General features: G+C 33.9%; 17 protein-coding genes. 11 read left to right on the top strand and 6 right to left on the bottom strand.

Annotated features, from left to right (window positions below; all coding sequences use genetic code 11):
* The first annotated feature begins 152 nt into the window (after positions 1-152).
* On the top strand, positions 153-953 hold the full coding sequence (locus G3A46_RS01085) for a glutamate dehydrogenase (RefSeq protein WP_165145087.1): 801 nt from the start codon (positions 153-155) through the stop codon (positions 951-953).
* Positions 954-974: 21 nt separating this feature from the next.
* On the opposite strand, the gene G3A46_RS01080 is transcribed toward G3A46_RS01085, so the two are convergent.
* Positions 975-2,117: a cystathionine gamma-synthase gene (locus tag G3A46_RS01080; protein ID WP_165145084.1), complete on the bottom strand. Its 1,143-nt coding sequence runs from the start codon at positions 2,115-2,117 to the stop codon at positions 975-977.
* 154 nt (positions 2,118-2,271) lie between these two features.
* Between G3A46_RS01080 and G3A46_RS01075 the strand changes: the two genes are divergently transcribed.
* On the top strand, positions 2,272-3,030 hold the full coding sequence (locus G3A46_RS01075) for a DUF3298 and DUF4163 domain-containing protein (protein WP_165145081.1): 759 nt from the start codon (positions 2,272-2,274) through the stop codon (positions 3,028-3,030).
* Positions 3,031-3,039: 9 nt separating this feature from the next.
* Positions 3,040-3,399 carry an ArsC/Spx/MgsR family protein gene (locus G3A46_RS01070; protein WP_139854035.1) on the top strand — a complete coding sequence of 120 codons (360 nt, stop codon included), beginning with the start codon at positions 3,040-3,042 and terminating at the stop codon, positions 3,397-3,399.
* 162 nt (positions 3,400-3,561) lie between these two features.
* Here G3A46_RS01070 and G3A46_RS01065 read toward each other — a convergent pair whose 3' ends face one another.
* Positions 3,562-4,047, bottom strand: a complete 486-nt coding sequence (locus G3A46_RS01065; RefSeq protein WP_241836847.1) for a thioesterase family protein — start codon at positions 4,045-4,047, stop codon at positions 3,562-3,564.
* 85 nt (positions 4,048-4,132) lie between these two features.
* Between G3A46_RS01065 and G3A46_RS01060 the strand changes: the two genes are divergently transcribed.
* The 5 genes from G3A46_RS01060 to G3A46_RS01040 all read left to right on the top strand — a co-directional run bounded on the left by G3A46_RS01060 (position 4,133) and on the right by G3A46_RS01040 (position 8,570).
* A complete protein-coding gene (locus G3A46_RS01060; RefSeq protein ID WP_165145076.1) occupies positions 4,133-5,095 on the top strand; it encodes an alpha/beta fold hydrolase in 963 nt (320 codons plus the stop codon).
* 70 nt (positions 5,096-5,165) lie between these two features.
* The gene (locus tag G3A46_RS01055; protein WP_165145073.1) at positions 5,166-6,023 is read left to right on the top strand and encodes a YicC/YloC family endoribonuclease; all 858 of its coding nucleotides are present in this window, start codon (positions 5,166-5,168) and stop codon (positions 6,021-6,023) included.
* Between the two features lie 66 nt (positions 6,024-6,089).
* Positions 6,090-6,677, top strand: coding sequence for a guanylate kinase (gmk, locus tag G3A46_RS01050; protein WP_165145070.1), 588 nt, complete (start codon positions 6,090-6,092; stop codon positions 6,675-6,677).
* Positions 6,678-6,714: 37 nt separating this feature from the next.
* Complete coding sequence (gene nadD, locus G3A46_RS01045) at positions 6,715-7,305, top strand: nicotinate (nicotinamide) nucleotide adenylyltransferase (protein ID WP_165145067.1); 591 nt, start codon at positions 6,715-6,717, stop codon at positions 7,303-7,305.
* Between the two features lie 260 nt (positions 7,306-7,565).
* Positions 7,566-8,570, top strand: a complete 1,005-nt coding sequence (locus tag G3A46_RS01040; RefSeq protein ID WP_165145064.1) for an NAD(P)H-dependent glycerol-3-phosphate dehydrogenase — start codon at positions 7,566-7,568, stop codon at positions 8,568-8,570.
* A gap of 54 nt (positions 8,571-8,624) precedes the next feature.
* On the opposite strand, the gene G3A46_RS01035 is transcribed toward G3A46_RS01040, so the two are convergent.
* From G3A46_RS01035 to G3A46_RS01020, 4 genes are all read right to left on the bottom strand, one after another.
* Entirely contained in the window at positions 8,625-10,763 is a 2,139-nt protein-coding gene (locus G3A46_RS01035) for a prolyl oligopeptidase family serine peptidase (protein ID WP_165145061.1), read from the bottom strand.
* 119 nt (positions 10,764-10,882) lie between these two features.
* The gene (locus tag G3A46_RS01030; RefSeq protein ID WP_165145058.1) at positions 10,883-11,263 is read right to left on the bottom strand and encodes a DoxX family membrane protein; all 381 of its coding nucleotides are present in this window, start codon (positions 11,261-11,263) and stop codon (positions 10,883-10,885) included.
* Between the two features lie 110 nt (positions 11,264-11,373).
* Positions 11,374-12,132, bottom strand: a complete 759-nt coding sequence (locus tag G3A46_RS01025) for a tetratricopeptide repeat protein (RefSeq protein ID WP_165145055.1) — start codon at positions 12,130-12,132, stop codon at positions 11,374-11,376.
* The gene (locus G3A46_RS01020) at positions 12,122-12,709 is read right to left on the bottom strand and encodes a sigma-70 family RNA polymerase sigma factor (RefSeq protein ID WP_165145052.1); all 588 of its coding nucleotides are present in this window, start codon (positions 12,707-12,709) and stop codon (positions 12,122-12,124) included. Before G3A46_RS01020 ends, G3A46_RS01025 begins: the two co-directional genes overlap by 11 nt.
* Before the next feature lie 102 nt (positions 12,710-12,811).
* Here G3A46_RS01020 and G3A46_RS01015 point away from each other — a divergent pair, with 102 nt between their 5' ends.
* The 3 genes from G3A46_RS01015 to G3A46_RS01005 all read left to right on the top strand — a co-directional run bounded on the left by G3A46_RS01015 (position 12,812) and on the right by G3A46_RS01005 (position 16,893).
* Complete coding sequence (locus G3A46_RS01015; RefSeq protein WP_165145049.1) at positions 12,812-13,813, top strand: hypothetical protein; 1,002 nt, start codon at positions 12,812-12,814, stop codon at positions 13,811-13,813.
* Between the two features lie 228 nt (positions 13,814-14,041).
* Positions 14,042-15,802 (top strand): T9SS type A sorting domain-containing protein, encoded by a 1,761-nt coding sequence (locus tag G3A46_RS01010; protein ID WP_165145046.1) that lies wholly within the window; start codon positions 14,042-14,044, stop codon positions 15,800-15,802.
* A gap of 98 nt (positions 15,803-15,900) precedes the next feature.
* Positions 15,901-16,893 carry a hypothetical protein gene (locus G3A46_RS01005; RefSeq protein ID WP_165145043.1) on the top strand — a complete coding sequence of 331 codons (993 nt, stop codon included), beginning with the start codon at positions 15,901-15,903 and terminating at the stop codon, positions 16,891-16,893.
* Positions 16,894-16,896 lie beyond the last annotated feature (3 nt).

Raw genomic sequence — 16,896 nt, 5'->3', positions numbered from 1 at the left:
CAAGAAACAGAACTAAAAACCTTGTTCTATATTCATTTAAATAAAAAAATATCACTTGAATAATTATAAATTAACTAATTAGTAGAATAAAATTCAGACGTTTAACAAGTTTTTATATATTTGTTATAATACAATTTAATCCCATATACATAATGAACATAAGAACTTGGCTTTTGGTAATTTCCTTTTTGGGGCTATTCCAACAAGCGGTATATGGTCAATTTGGCTTTTCTAATGAAGTAGGAGTTATTGCTGGTCCAGTAGCATTTTACTCAGATTTCGGTCAACGTCACGATTTTGAAACAAACTCAGGTAATATTGGTTTTGGAGTAGGTATCGTTCATTATCTAAATTTCGCCTATAGAGGTGATTTTAATATCTACACGAGATACACTTATTTTAACGATCACTTCAAGGTAAGGTCTGAGCTTGATTATCATGTAACAAAACTTAAACATTATGGCGAGTGGGTAGCTCCAGATAAAACATCATTATTTGCTGATCAGCTCCGCGCTATGTCTGGCGAAGTTACGGTTATAGATATTGGATCTCGATTAGAATATTACCCATTAAGTATTAGAGCTTTTCAAGCAAATGGCTATAAACTTATGCCGTATATAGGATTAGGAATTCACTGGGTGCATTACAAACCAGAAGTTCGATCTTCATTGGGAGATTTAAATAGCCCAATAACAACTCCGGTTAAATACTTTAATGCATTTCAGCAGCAAGCTGGTTCAACTTTTTCGGTAGTTGGAAGTGTGGGTGTTAGATACAAAATAGGTCAATTTAGCGACATTATGTTAGACAGCCGTTGGCAACAATATTTTACAGATTGGGCGGATGGATTAAATCCTTCTTTAGAAAATAATGGAGTAAGACCAGTTCCAGAAAACAAATCGAATGATTGGATTTATTGGTTAAATGTGGGATACATTTATTATATAAATTAATTTACTTCACATTTCAAAACCTTAACCAATAGCCTGTTTTAGATCTGCAATTAAATCTTCTACATCTTCAATTCCCACAGAAAGACGTATTAACGAATCCACAACACCTAATTTTTCTCGCTCCTCTTTTGGAATGCTAGCGTGTGTCATGCTTGCAGGATGTCCCGCCAGACTTTCTACACCACCCAGACTTTCAGCTAATGTGAAAATTTTTAGGTTTTCAACTATTCTAATTGCTTCATTATAATTGTTGCCCTTGGTTACAAATGAAATCATTCCTCCAAAATCTTTCATTTGCTCTTTTGCTATTGCATGATTTGGGTGAGTTTCAAATCCTGGCCAATAAACTTTTTCAATTTTTGGGTGTTCCACTAAATATTCAGCGATAGCTTTTCCATTTTCACAATGGCGTTGCATACGAACATGGAGTGTTTTTAAACCACGTAAAACCAAAAAGCTATCTTGTGGGCCACACACTGCACCACTAGCGTTTTGTATAAAATATAGTTTGTCTGCTAATCCTTTGTCTTTTACAATTAAACCACCCATTACCACATCGCTATGACCTCCTAAGTATTTAGTAGCGCTGTGCATAACGATATCTGCTCCTAATTCTAATGGTTGCTGAAGATAAGGTGATGCAAAAGTATTATCAACGGCTAAAAGCAATTTGTGTTTTTTAGCAATTGATGCAACTTTTTTAATATCTACAATATTTAAAAGCGGGTTTGTTGGGGTTTCTACCCAAATAAGTTTGGTGTTATTGTTTATGTATTTTTCAATAGTGTCGGCATTGTCCATTCCAACAAAATGAAAGGTAATACCAAATCCTTCAAAAATCTTTGTAAATAGTCGATAAGTGCCACCGTAAAGATCATTTGTTGTGATTACTTCATCTCCAGGTTTAAAAAGCTTCATCACAGCATCTATTGCAGCAAGCCCACTTCCAAAGGCAAGACCAAATTTTCCATTTTCAATACTCGCAAATGCAACTTCCAAAGCAGCGCGCGTGGGATTTGCACTACGCGAATACTCGAAACCTTTATGTCCACCAGGTGTAGTTTGCGAATATGTTGAGGTTTGATAAATTGGAGGCGTTACAGACCCGTAAGCTGGGTCGATATTTTCTTGTCCGCCGTGAATGGTTTTAGTGTTAAATTTCATAGTATATTTTAAAACTTGAAAACGTAATTTAATATTCTGAAATAATTATATATCATTTAATAAAAATTTCACAATAGCTGATTTTAAAGTTATTACTTTTGAAAGAATAAATCTACCCCATTGGGGTAACAAATTAACCAATTCTTAAAATAATATGTATAAAAAATACGCGGTAGTAACTTTAGTTTTAATTGCTCTAACCAGTTGTACCCAAGATAAAAGTATAGAGTTTTCGTCTCAAAGTTTGACCGAAAAAGAACTATCGTATTGTAAGGACAAAGACTGTCCTGAAGTTACAATAAACTATGTTGAGGTTTTTGGAAATGAGAGTATTGCTGGAAAGATTAACAACAAAATAAAATCATTTATCTATCAGTCGCTTTTATTAGGTGAAGATACAACTCCAAACGCCAAAACCATTGAGGAGGCAGCAACTGGATTTATAGAGGTGTATTATGCCGACAAAGAACAGTTTCCTGATATGGCCGGTGAGTATTTTGCTGAGATTTCGGTAAATGAAATATACAACACTGAAAACCATATTTGTTTTGAACTGCGCCAATATCTTTATACTGGTGGTGCTCACGGATATGGAACAACAACATTCTTAAATATTGATCCAAGAACTGGAGAAGAACTTTCGGCAAATGAGCTTTTTAAAAACAAAAATGAATTTGTCGATTTCGCGGAAGAAAAGTTTCGTGCACAGCAAGAAATTGATAAAAATGAATCAATAAATGCTACAGGATTTACCTTTGAAAACGATAAGTTTAGTCTTCCTGAAAGTTTTGGTTTTATACAAGACAGTTTAATTTTTGTTTACAATCAGTACGAAATTGCAAGTTACGCCGATGGTCCAATCGAGCTAAAAATTGCTTTAAAGGAAGCAAAACCATTTTTAAAGATTGATTAAATTTGAATTATGCAGAAAGTATATTATTTATCCACTTGTGACACGTGTAAGCGTGTAATGAATGAAATTGAAATTCCTTCGTCTTTTATAAAGCAAGACATAAAAGTTCAGGGGATTTCAGAAGAGGAGTTAACAGAACTTTTCAACCTTACTAACAGCTACGAAGATCTTTTTAGTAGAAGAGCAAAACTTTATCAAGAGCGTAACTTGAAAAATGAAGAACTTCTAGAGGAGGATTTTAAAAACTTAATTCTAGAGCATTATACGTTTTTAAAGCGACCTGTAATTGTTAATAACGACAAGATATTTATTGGCAGTAGCAAAAAAACTGTTGCAGCGGCTAAAGAGTCTATTCACTCAAATAAATAAACACTTTACATTATAACCTAATACAATAGGTGCATTTACTTTTTTAAATAATGTAGATATTATAATCTAACTTATTTAATCAGATAAATGCACCTATGTTTATATAGCTTTATGAATACTTTTTTAAAAGTAATTCAATAAGTAAAATCAAAGAGATTTAAATTAAGCTTGTAATTCTAAATCTCTTGGACGTATGTTGTTTTTACGTGTATCTTCTTTAGTAATTACTTCGAAGTCGTCTGTTTTTTCAAAAGCGTTGAATTTTTCCAAAATTTCTTCTGGAAGTCCTGTTAGTTTACGAGCATTTAGGTCTATCCAACCGCCCATCATTTCACAGCTTGCAAAGTTTTTACCATTTTCATCATAAAAGTTGTGAAGGAATTTAAAATACATTCCATCTTCTGAAAGTCCTTTTAGTTGAAGAGAAACCGAAACAGGTTTCCCAGGAAAAACTTCTCTGAAATAATACATATGTTCATAAAATGCCACTGGACCTAGATTGTACTTCACTAAATGCTTTTGGTCTAAGCCGTGTTCAATCATAAAAGCCATTCGAGTGTGGCTCATGTAATCTATATAAGCACTGTTACGTAAGTGACGATTTGCATCCACATCACTCCAACGTATTTCAAATTGTTTTATATACATCTGTAATTTTTTCTGCAAATTTAAAGTACTTTTACTATGCAAGCATAATAAATTTGTTTAGATTGTGTTAAATCTTCATTAGCAAATGCCTATTCTAAAAAGTTCATATAATCCTAAATTTCCATTTAAAAATGGACATTTTTCGACTATTTACTCTTCGAAGTTTCGCCCCTTACCTCAATTGTTGCAGCATCGTGAAAGGTTAGTGTTACCCGACGCCGATTTTTTAGATATTGATTGGTCATATTCAAAAGGTAATTCTAGTAAAGTAGCAATTCTACTACACGGATTAGAGGGAAACGCACAACGCACTTACATTGTAGCACAAGCAAAACACTTAGTTGATGATGGGTGGGATGTGGCTGCTGTAAATTTTCGAGGTTGTAGCGGGGAGCCAAACCTTTCATTTCAATCTTATAACGCTGGAAAAACAGACGACTTGGAAGCAGTTGTAGAACTAGTTTTAGACAAGAATAAATACAATGAAATAGCCTTAATGGGATTTAGTCTCGGAGGTAATTTACTTTTGAAATATTTAGGGGAGCGCGATACTTTTCCGAAAGAAATTAAAAAAGCAGTTTCAATCTCAACTCCTGTTAGTTTAAGAGGATCCTTAGAGTCGTTAAATAAGCTTTCAAACTGGATGTATAGAAAATCTTTCTTGATAAAACTTCGAGAAAAGTATAAAGTGAAAATGAATGATTTCCCTGAAAAAATGAGTCATTCAGAATATAAGAAAATCACCACTTTATTAGAGTTCGACAATGTTTATACCGCTCCAGCACATGGGTTTAAAGATGCTTATGACTATTACGAAAAAAACAGCAGTCTTCAATTTCTGCCGAATATTACTATTCCAGTACTTCTTTTAAACGCCCAAAATGATAGTTTTCTCTCTTCAGAATGTTACCCGATTCAGTTAGCAACAGAAATGAAAAACCTTTATTTAGAAATTCCCAAATATGGGGGTCACGTAGGTTTTCATCAATCTAATTTACGCTATTACAGTGAGGAGAGAGCTTTAAAATTTTTAAATGAAGATTTTTAAAAACAGCTGCACTTTAACGACTATCCGCTAAAGACTATTTTATTACCTTTGCCGTCAATAAATTAAGTATATGATTCAATCAATGACGGGCTATGGCAAGGAAGTTGTCCAATTGCCTTCAAAAACAATTACTATAGAAATTAAGTCGCTTAACAGCAAAGGTCTAGATCTTAACACACGTGTGCCTTCAGCATACCGCGAAAAAGAATTAGAAATACGCGATATTCTTGCAAAATCTTTACAAAGAGGAAAAGTAGATTTTTCTCTTTACATTGAAGTTACTGGACAAGAAGTTGCTACTCAAATTAATGAGGATGCTGTAAAACAATACATCAAGCAACTAGCAAATGTTGTAAACGGCGATCCAGTTGAGCTTTTAAAAATGGCAGTTCGCATGCCAGATGCTTTAAAAACGGAACGTGAAGAGATTGACGAGAAGGAATATGAAGAAATTTTAAAAGGTATCAATAAAGCTTTAGAGGCAATCAATAAATATAGATCGGATGAAGGTTTAGTACTTGAAAACGATTTTATTGAGCGTTCAAAAAATATATCGAAGTTACTCGATGACGTTGTGGCAATAGACCCAGAACGAATAGATGGAGTTAAAGAAAGATTGCGAAAAGCAGTAGCAGATATCAAAGAGAAAGTTGATGAAAATCGTTTTGAACAAGAACTTATCTACTATTTAGAAAAATACGATATCACTGAAGAAAAGGTTCGACTTAAAAACCACTTAGATTATTTCAATGAAACTCTAAAATCAAGCGATTCTAATGGTAAAAAACTTGGCTTTATTACTCAGGAGCTAGGTAGAGAGATTAATACTATTGGAAGTAAAGCAAACTACGCACCTATGCAGCAAATTGTTGTACAGATGAAAGATGAGCTAGAGAAAATTAAAGAACAAGCATTAAACGTACTTTAATACTTAGAGTTTAAAAAATAACTACAAAGCGTTCTACGCAAATAAGTTTTAAGTCAATACAATTTTATGAATTCAGAAAAAGGGGGTAAATTAATAGTGTTTTCGGCACCTTCAGGAAGTGGAAAAACCACTATAGTTCAACATTTGTTAAAGCAAGAAGATCTCAACTTAAAATTTTCGGTTTCTTGTACTTCACGAGATCCAAGAGGTGATGAAAAACACGGTGAAAACTACTATTTCATTTCGTTGAAAGAATTCAAACAACACATAAAAAACGATGATTTCCTCGAATGGGAGGAAGTTTACCGAGATAACTTTTACGGAACTTTAAAATCTGAAGTAGAACGTATTTGGGAAGAAGGAAAAAATGTGATTTTCGATATTGATGTTGCGGGAGGACTTCGTATTAAAAAGAAATTTCCAGACCGCACACTTGCTGTTTTTGTAAAACCACCAAGTATAGACGAACTAAAAATCCGTTTAAAAAAGCGAAAAACTGAGAGTGATGACCGTATTAATATGCGAATTGCAAAAGCCTCTGTAGAGCTTGCCACAGCCCCTCAGTTTGATAAAATTATAAAAAACCACGATTTGGAAACTGCTTTAAATGAAGCTCACGATTTAGTAAAAAACTTTATCGTTTCCGACAAATAACATACGTAAGAACATTGCCTAGCAAGGTCTCAGCGATATGAAAAAACAAAAAAAAATAGGACTCTACTTTGGAACTTTCAACCCCATACATATGGGGCATCTGATTATTGCCAACCACATGGTAGAGTTTAGTGATTTAGATGAAGTTTGGTTTGTAATTACACCTCATAATCCGCACAAAAAGAAAAAGAATCTTTTGGAAGATTATCACCGTATGGCAATGGTGGAATTAGCGATTGATAATTATGATAAATTGCAAGCTAGTAATATTGAGTTTGGTTTGCCCCAACCCAATTATACCGTTAATACTTTAGCTCATTTAGAAGAAAAATATCCTTCAAGAGATTTTTGTTTGATAATGGGAGAAGACAACTTAAAGAGTCTTCATAAATGGAAAAACTACGAAGTAATATTAGATCGTTATTCTATCTATGTTTACCCACGTATTTCTGAAGGAGTAGTAGAAACACAATTCAACAATCACGAAAAAATAATTAAAGTTGATGCACCTATCATCGAATTATCTTCAACATTCATAAGAAAAGGTGTAAAAGACAATAAAAATATTCGTCCAATGCTTTCACCAGAAGTTTGGAAATATTTAGACGAGATGAATTTTTATAGATAAAAAAACCGCCCCATTTAATTAAGATGGGACGGTTCTCAACTAAATAACCAACCAATAATTTTTCAAACTATCTCCACTGTATGGAGCTCTCATTTCAAAAATCACAACTATAACGCAGGACCTTCATTAAAGATTGCAATGGCTTTATTAAGGTAGTGTTAAAAGTTTCGATTGTAATTATGTACTTTTGACTTAAGAGTATCGATAGAAGATAAAATCTCTTAAGGTTGTAAAACCAAATCAATTTCTAAAACAAGAAAATGTCAGATAAACCAAAATTTGCAGTCTTTGGTGGCGGAAGTTGGGCCACAGCAATTGTAAAAATGCTAAGCGAAAACCTTGATGAAATAGGTTGGTATATGCGAAGCGAACAGGCTATCGAACACATAAAAGAACACGGTCATAACCCAAACTACTTGAGTTCGGTTGAGTTCCGTTTGGAACAACTTAAACTCACCAATGACATAAACCAAGCTGTTGAAGATGCAGATTACTTAATTTTTGTAATACCCTCTGCTTTTCTTCATCAGGAATTACAGAAACTAACCGCCTCATTAGAAGATAAAGTAGTGTTTTCTGCAATTAAAGGTATTGTTCCTGAAACAAGCTTGATTGTAGGCGATCATTTTAATACACATTATAAAGTTCCTTTTAATAATATAGGTGTTATTTCTGGTCCTTGTCACGCTGAAGAAGTTGCTTTAGAAAGATTGAGTTACCTGACCATAGCTAGTGCAGACGACGAAAAAGCACAGATTGTTGCCAATATGTTGAGCAGTGATTACATAAAATGCACAACTAGTGATGATGTTTTAGGAACAGAATATGCCGCTATGCTAAAGAATATTTACGCCGTAGCAGCGGGAATAGCACACGGATTAGGTTATGGAGATAACTTTCAAAGTGTTTTGATGAGTAACGCTATTCGCGAAATGAAAAAGTATGTAAAGAAGGTTCATAAAATGAAACGCGATATAAATGATTCGGCATATCTTGGAGATCTTCTTGTTACTGGGTATTCAATCTTTAGTCGAAATCGTTTGTTTGGAACAATGATAGGAAAGGGGTACACTGTAAAAAGTGCTCAATTAGAAATGAGCATGATTGCCGAAGGATATTACGCATCAAAAAGCGCATACTTGCTCAATCAGCAAAGAGGTAAGAAGAAAGCTAAAACACCAATAATTGATGCGGTGTATGAAATTCTTTACGAGAATAAAGATCCAAAGAAAACATTTAAGAAACTTACAGATAAGTTAGATTAAAAGAAAAGCCTCGCAATTTGCGAGGCTTTTTTTAGTTGTATAGTTTCGATTTAATTATTTCGATAGGCTTTTATAACCCATATTGTATAATGTAAATCCAAAGATATCTGCGTATTGCTCGATGGTTTTACTTACAGGAGTTCCTGCACCGTGACCAGCGTCTGTTTCAATTCTAATTAATACTGGATTGTTACCAGTTTGCTTAGCTTGAAGTTCTGCAGCAAATTTAAAACTATGTGCTGGAACAACTCTATCATCGTGATCACCAGTAGTAATTAATGTAGCAGGATATTCTACTCCTTCTTTAACATTGTGTAATGGCGAATAACCTTTTAAGTATTCAAACATTTCTTTGCTGTCTTCAGCAGTTCCGTAGTCGTATGCCCAACCTGCACCAGCAGTAAAAGTGTGGTAACGTAACATATCTAGAACACCTACAGCAGGAAGCGCTACTTTCATTAAGTCTGGTCTTTGCGTCATTGTAGCTCCAACAAGTAATCCTCCGTTAGAACCTCCGCGAATCGCTAGGTAGTCACTAGAAGTGTAGTTGTTTGCAATTAAAAACTCAGCAGCAGCGATAAAATCGTCGAATACGTTTTGTTTCTTCATCTGAGTTCCTGCATCATGCCATTTCTTACCATATTCACCACCACCTCTTAGGTTTGGTACAGCATAAACACCGCCTTGCTCCATCCAAACCGCATTTGCAATGCTAAAGCTAGGAGTAAGACTAATGTTGAATCCACCGTAACCATAAAGGATTGTTGGATTTTTACCATCTAATTTTAATCCTTTTTTATGCGTAATGATCATCGGGATTTTTGTTCCGTCCTTAGAAGTATAGAAAACTTGGTTGCTTTCAAAATTGTCAGGATTAAAATCAATTTCTGGATTAATAAATGATTCTGATTCTCCAGTTTCAATATTAAACTTATAAATGCTTCCTGGAGTAACGTAGTTAGTGAAAGAATAGTAAAGTTCTTTTTCTTCTTTTTTTGTTCCAAAACCACCTGCAGTACCTACGCCTGGAAGTTTAATTTCACGGATTAATTTTCCGTCGTAGTCATATTGTTTCACTTTTGAAACAGCATCAACCATATAGTTAGCAAAAATGCTTCCACCTCCTGTGCTTGGTGTAAGAACATTTTCCGTTTCAGGAATTAAATCTTTCCAATTTTCTGGAGCTGGATTAGCTGCATCAACTGTAACAATTTTTTTATTTGGCGCGTTTTTATTTGTTACTATGTAAAGCTTAGAGCCTACGTTTTCTAGTACATAAGAATCTGAATCCGTATCATTTAAAATTGTAACAAATTTTGCATTTGGATTTTTAAGGTCTTTTATAAATAGTTTGTTTCCTGAAGTTGATGTGCTAGCGCTAATTAATAGATAGTTATTGTCTTCAGTAACTGATGCTCCAACGTAGCGGTGTTTTTCTTCTGGAGTTGCACCAAAAATTACTTTGTCATCACTTTGTGGAGTTCCCAATTTGTGATAGTAAACTTTATGCTGGTCTGTTTTAGCAGATAATTCACTTCCTTTTGGCTTATCGTAGCTAGAGTAGTAGAATCCATCTTCACCTTTCCAAGAAAGTCCACTAAACTTTACATCCTTAAGAGTATCGCCTACTATTTCTTTAGTTTCGGTATTCATTACGATTACTTTTCTCCAATCGCTTCCACCTTCAGAAATAGCGTAAGCTAATTTACTACCATCTTTTGAAAAGCTCGCTTGCCCTAATGAAATAGTACCATCTTCCTTAAACGTGTTTGGGTCTAAGAAAACTTCAGCTGTGCTTGGGTCTTCTCCAGTTTTGTATCTGTAGATTACATATTGATTTTGTAATCCATCGTTTTTATAGAAATAAGTGTAGTCTCCTTCTTTAAAAGGTGCTCCTACTTTTTCATAGTTCCAAATATCAGAAAGGCGTTTTTTTAATTCCTCTCTAAATGGAATTTTATTTAAATAATCGAAAGTTACTTCGTTCTCAGCTTTAACCCATTCTGCGGTTTCAGCGCTGCGGTCATCTTCTAACCAGCGATATGGATCTTTTACCTCAACACCAAAATAAGTGTCTACTGTGTCTACTGTTTTAATCTGTGGATATGTCACTGTTGTTACTTCTTTTTTAGGCTCTTCTTTACAGCCAACCAGAGCAAGTAATAAAACTGCTGGAACGATTGAAAACTTCATATTTGTTGATTTTTTTTAAGAAGTGTAAATGTACAATTTTTTAAGATTGCAGGAAACTATATAAAAAGCGAAAAGCTTCCATAATTGAAAGCTTTTCATTTTAAAAATTTTAAAGGTGATTAAGTAAATAGTGGCCTATATACACTCCAATATTTGTAAATTAATATCACATTCAGAAGGATGACAATTATTGCAATTAAAAGTCCGGGAGTGTCTAAGAATAAATGAAATAATAGGATGTTAACGGAAATTGGAGCTAACAATAATAGCGCAAATGGAACCCATTTCCCTATTACAAGCATAAGTCCAATAGCAACTTCAAACACTCCAACTACATACATAATATAACCAGAGTCGCTTAGTGAGTCTATGAAACGTGCGGCGTCATCAGTATAAATGTGAGTGGGTAAAAAACTAAAGTGGAATAATTTGCTCAGTCCAAAAAAGAGCAAACCTAAACCCAAAATGGTGCGGATTATTTTTGTAAATGAGGAGTTCATAACTTGTTAAGTTTAAGGTTGGTTCCTTAAAGATAATAAAAATAATCTCGTTAATAGATATTGATATGTTTAAAAATCAATAGATATATTATAAATTTAATATTTTAGGCTTAAAGCTTTGAAAGTAGCTTTTGAGCTTTTTGATATTCGGGGTCACTTGAGGTAATAGAATTAGCGACTTTCTTAGTTTCCTTATAGCGTTTTTGTTTAAGATAACTTAACGCATTAATCCATTTGGCTTTTGATGCGTAAACAGAATTACTTTCAGATATTTTTTTCAATAAACTATCTGCTTCATCATACTCACTCAATTCAACTAAGGCAACCGCTTTATAATATTGAAGTTGTAAATTATTAGGTTCTACCTCCAACAGTTCGTTAAAATGTATTAGTGCTTTTGCGTAGTCTGCTGAGTTAAATGATAATTCAGCATTTTTAGAAGTTTCATCTACATCGCTTCTTACAGTTAATGAAATAGTTTCCTGTGTTGCGAAGTCAGAATACGTGGGTTTACTGAAATTATTAAAAATGAAAATTCCAATTGCCAGTAATATAGATGCGGCAATTCCGTATTTCCAAGGCTTAAATTTAATTACTTTTTTCTCGGTTTTCTCTGTAGTAACTTTTAACGGCTTATAATTAAAATTTGAATTAGCCTGCTTGATGGTTTCCAAAACCGAAGCTCGCTCGGGCGATAATTTATTTTCTAAAATGACATAAATATTTTTAAACTCTAAAAATTCCGCTTCAAACTTCGAATCTTCATTCAATTTTCTTTCAAAGATTTCGCGTTCGGAACTTGACAGTTCGTTTTCTAGATATGCAACAAATAATTCATGGGCTTCACTTTCCATATCACTAATAGTCATTTTGAAGCTTTCTATACAGAGAGCTTTCTTTAATTAATTGGGTTAATTTGCTAATGCAAAGTGACTTTTTTTTGCGGGCGTAAGCATAAGTTACCCCTAATTGCTCTGCCACTTCTTGCATAGACATTGCTGAAAAACCTAAGGTAATTATTCGTTTACAGGTTTCTCCCATTTTTGAAAGCACAGACATATATAAATTCTGTTGCTCTTCAAATTGCTGAGTTTGTTCTGCGTTTTCATCAGCATTGTCTTTAATAGATAAACGTTCCTCCTCAATTGTTACCTCTTTACTACCACTTTTTTTAAGTGTATTAAGCCATTTCCGTTTACAGATCAGAAAAAAATAGGCGTCAAAAGGGCAAGTAAGCTTTAGCCCTTTTGTTTTTGCCTGATCATAAACTGTAATTAAAGTTTCTTGAATTATATCTCTTGCCGCTGTTTCATCTCCACTGTTTTTACAAACATAAGCAATCACTTTGGGCGCAAATTTTTCATAGATCTCATTTATAAGAGTGCTGTCGTTAGCAAGAAGTGCTTCAACATATCGCTGGTCTGAATGTATCTTTTTTGTTTCCAAAGTTTGGTTTTAAAAACTTAAAAATAATGAAAACTAACAACTGATGGGTAACAATATTTAAAACTATTGATATAAGGGTATAATCTTAAAAAATTAGAACTCATGAAAAATGTAATGAACAAACAAATGAAAACACCCTTTTCAAAACTTTTATTAGTCGGCTTACTAGCTTTAATAGCTATAGGATGTAGTAAAGAGGAAGAAGTAGATACAATACCAGATATAGCATTCGTGCCTCCTTCTTCAGCTCAGTTTCAAGGGTTAAGAGAAATTGCTCTAAACGATCACACAGAAACTGTAAGTTTTAATGCTGAAAACGGCCTTTCTTTTACTTCAAATGATGGAACTGTTTTAAATATTCCAGCAAACTGTTTAACGCTAAATGGCAATTTAGTAACTGGTGAAGTAGAGCTAAGTTTTGTCGATATTTTTGAAAGTGGACATATGTTACCTACCAATAAGCCAACTATGGGGCTAAATTCGAATGGAGATAAAGCAATGCTAATTACCGGTGGAGAGTTTTATATAGAAGTGACAAAAGACGGCGTTCCTCTAGATTCTGGATGCGTATTTCAGCTTTTAGTACCCGGAGAAAATACTGGAGGGGCAGATCCAGAAATGATTTTGTGGAAAGGAATTATTGATGAGAAGGGAGATCTTACTTGGGATGAAGTTGAGCCAGGTACACACAATGAGCTATTTACTGAAGGTGAAACTTATATTGTGTTTTTAGATGAATTTGGATGGACAAATATTGATAAGTTTTACAGTGATCCTAGACCTAAAACTACATTAAAAGTAAAAGCTCCTGAAGGTTTTGATTATGAAAATAGCGCAGTATATCTATCTTACGATGGCGAACCTAATGCCTTGGCTCAACTAGATACCTTTGATGAGCAGGCAGGATTGTTTTCTGAACATTATGGACAAATACCTATAGGGTTGAAAGTGCATATAATTTTTGCAACCGCAGAAGGAGACAATTGGAGATACGCCATTCAAGGAGTTACAATTGCTGAAAATGATATTTATGTATTTGATCTTGAAGATACCCAAGTGAATACGCACGAGAATATGGTGTCGGCTATTAATAATTTACCATAGTAAGTTGGTGTGTTGATTAGTTGTTTAATTTGATAGCCAGAGAAGGTCACTACAAAAGTGACCTTCTTTTTTTATAAAATATCACTGTCAATTAAGTCTCACAGAGGTTTAGAAGCTCTTCTTTTTTATTTTTTTCTCAAAACAGGGGTAACATTTTTAAAAGCTATTGATATAAGTATGAAGCAGCAAAAGGTTGCTGAATTATAAATATTAATTAAAGACATTTTTATGAAGACAAAATTATTTTCACTCGCATTAATCGGATTATTTTGCTTAACAATACAAGCGCAGCCTTTTCAAAGAGAGGTACAGCATAATTCAGATATCTATCACGATCTTAACATCGAGGTTATCGATGACGGCAGCACGGACTTTATAGTTGCCAGCAATATATTTGATTCTACAATGACTAGTTCTGTGGTTAGTCTAAAAAGAATGGATGAAAATGGAATGATTATTTGGGCAAAAGAATATTCAGACAGCTCTTTACAGAACGCAAGAGTTTTTGATGTTGCAAATATGTTAGGTGTTGTAGCCATTACAGGTTCTATAGATGTAGGTAGTACAAAGCGAACTTTTATCGCAAAAATTGATGCTGCTTCAGGAAATGTGATAAATGTAAACTACTACGATATTGTTGGTTCAAGCTTCAATTCAACAGGGCTTAATATTGCATACACAGATACAGATGCCGATAACGACGGAACTACAGATCCAGGTTTTGTAGTTGGTGGATTTGTTAGTAGTTGCTATAACTTAGACAACCAGTGTTCATTTAATATGGGGTATGTGCTTAGAGTTGATGAATTCTTAAATGTAATTTGGACTACAGAGGTAGATAGTTTAGGAACATCTGGAGCAAATAACGACTACGATTTTATCAATAACATCACCGAAACTAACAATGGGTTTTTCCTAACTGGAAGTGCTACAGGTATTACTCAGCAAGGTTTTGAAAGACAAGGTGTATTGGCCTTGCTTATAGATCATCAAGGTAACTCACTTTGGGATAAAAGTTATATATACGGAAACTCCAGAGATGTAAGTGTTGATGCATATTATGAAGCTAGTACTGGAAATATTTACATGCTATCTAATTACTCCTCAATGCATAATTTTGGAATTACCGTTTTTGATACTTCTGGAAATATAATAAACAGCCTATCTTGGGTAATTAATTCAGGATATTTAGATCGATACGGATTTACCTTAAAAGAATCTGTTCTTAGCCCAGATAACTTAGTGGTCTTTGGATATAATCGAGAAGAGTATTGGACAAATGGAGCTGGAGATGTAAAATTTGGACAAAGCAATGTGTTTACCTACGAATTTGAAAAAGCAACTGGTAATCAGGTTTCCATTGCTTACCAATATTTGAATACTCATGTTGAAGCACCTGGAGATGAATATAATTTTTGGAACGGGCAAATGCCTTTAATTTACTATCCAGATATGGCCACAGTGCTGAATTTAAATTCTGGATCTCAAGACGACTATATCACTGTAGGATATCAAACCCCAGAAGGAATGCCATTTACTTTTGCCGAAATCACTAGAACTTCAGATAAAAGAAATATGTGTGATAATATGGATCTTACTTTATCGCATACATCCATTAGTGTTTATGAAATCCCAGTTAGTTCTGGTCTTGTAACTACTACTGAAGGCCCGATGAATTTTAATGATACTGCATATTCTTATACACTTACTAACTGTGATGGTACGATGGGAGTAGGGGATAACTCTATCAACACAGGTGGTTTGTTTCCTAATCCAACAAACGGAGAGCTTACAGTTTTCCTAAATAATAACACCATAAAATCTCTAGCTATTTATTCAGTTTTAGGACAAAAAGTGAAAGAGATTAATCTTAACGGAACAGGAAGTACTACAACTTTAAATGTTTCAGACTTACAGAAAGGAGTTTATTTTATTAATATAGAAGACAACTTGTCTAAAAACCAAGTGCTTAAATTTATTAAAAACTAATAAATACCTTCAATTTAATTAAGCTCCCATTTCAGTTAATTCTGAAGTGGGAAGCTTTTTTATAAAAGTTGTATCTTGTGTACTGTAATAGCTTAAATATGAAGAAATTATTTAATTGTATTTGTATAGGTGTTTTCTTAATGGTGTCTGGCTGCAGTTCCGATTCTGAAGACTGTGAAGTTGGAGCTGTTGAAAACCCAAATCAACAAGGACCAATTGATGGTGCAATCTATAAACAAAGCGCATTAGACTGCCGAGTTCCAAAGCTACAAGTTTTTCAGTTCAATAATTTTACAAGCACCGAGATTAAGGCTAACCAAAATACAATTCTATATATTTCTGAAAGGACCTTTCAACATTTGGATGGGACCATAATAGATGGTGAAATAACATTTTCAATACTTGAAATGTATAACCCTGGGGAAATTATTGCTTGTCAACTTTCTACAAATGGCATTAATAACAACCAAACAGTAGAGCCTTTACTAAGCGAAAGCATATTCTACATAAATGCTGAACACAATGGGAACCCAGTATTGATGAATGGGGAAATACAAGTGTTTATCCCTTCTGATAATGAAAGCTTAGATTTATCTTTATTTGTATCTCCTTCTTGTAATGAAATTGAATGTTCAGTGCTGTGGGAGGTCGTGCCTCAATACAGTGTTTTTGAAGAACCTTATCAAGATGCATCAGGAAATATAATTTTAGGATATCGCTCTATAATAGGTGAGTTAGGCTGGTATAGTTTTGCACGATACAATCCTAGTACTGAAGAAAGGGGTGTTTTATATAACAAAGCACACTCGCCATATTCACTTGCAAATAGCAATGTTTTTCTTAAGTACGATTCCAATAGTATCGGAGTTGGTATGTTTTCAGAATATGATTCAGAAAACGAGGTTTTTAGTGAAAAGTTTAGCCAGATCCCAAAAAACACAGTTGCGAATGTAATATTTGTAAGTAAACCTGAATCAGAGTTTTTATTCGATTCTTCCCCAGTAGTTACAAAAGATGGTAAAATAACCATCACTCGAAACACCCAAAACGGTTCGGAGAGAAATCTAGTTGACTACATTAACAATTTATAAACT

The sequence above is a fragment of the Aequorivita sp. KMM 9714 genome, assembly GCF_011065475.1.
GTDB classification, from domain to species: domain Bacteria; phylum Bacteroidota; class Bacteroidia; order Flavobacteriales; family Flavobacteriaceae; genus Aequorivita; species Aequorivita sinensis.
Note: the sequence above shows the minus strand (reverse complement) of the source record. Positions and strands in the feature narration are given on the sequence as shown.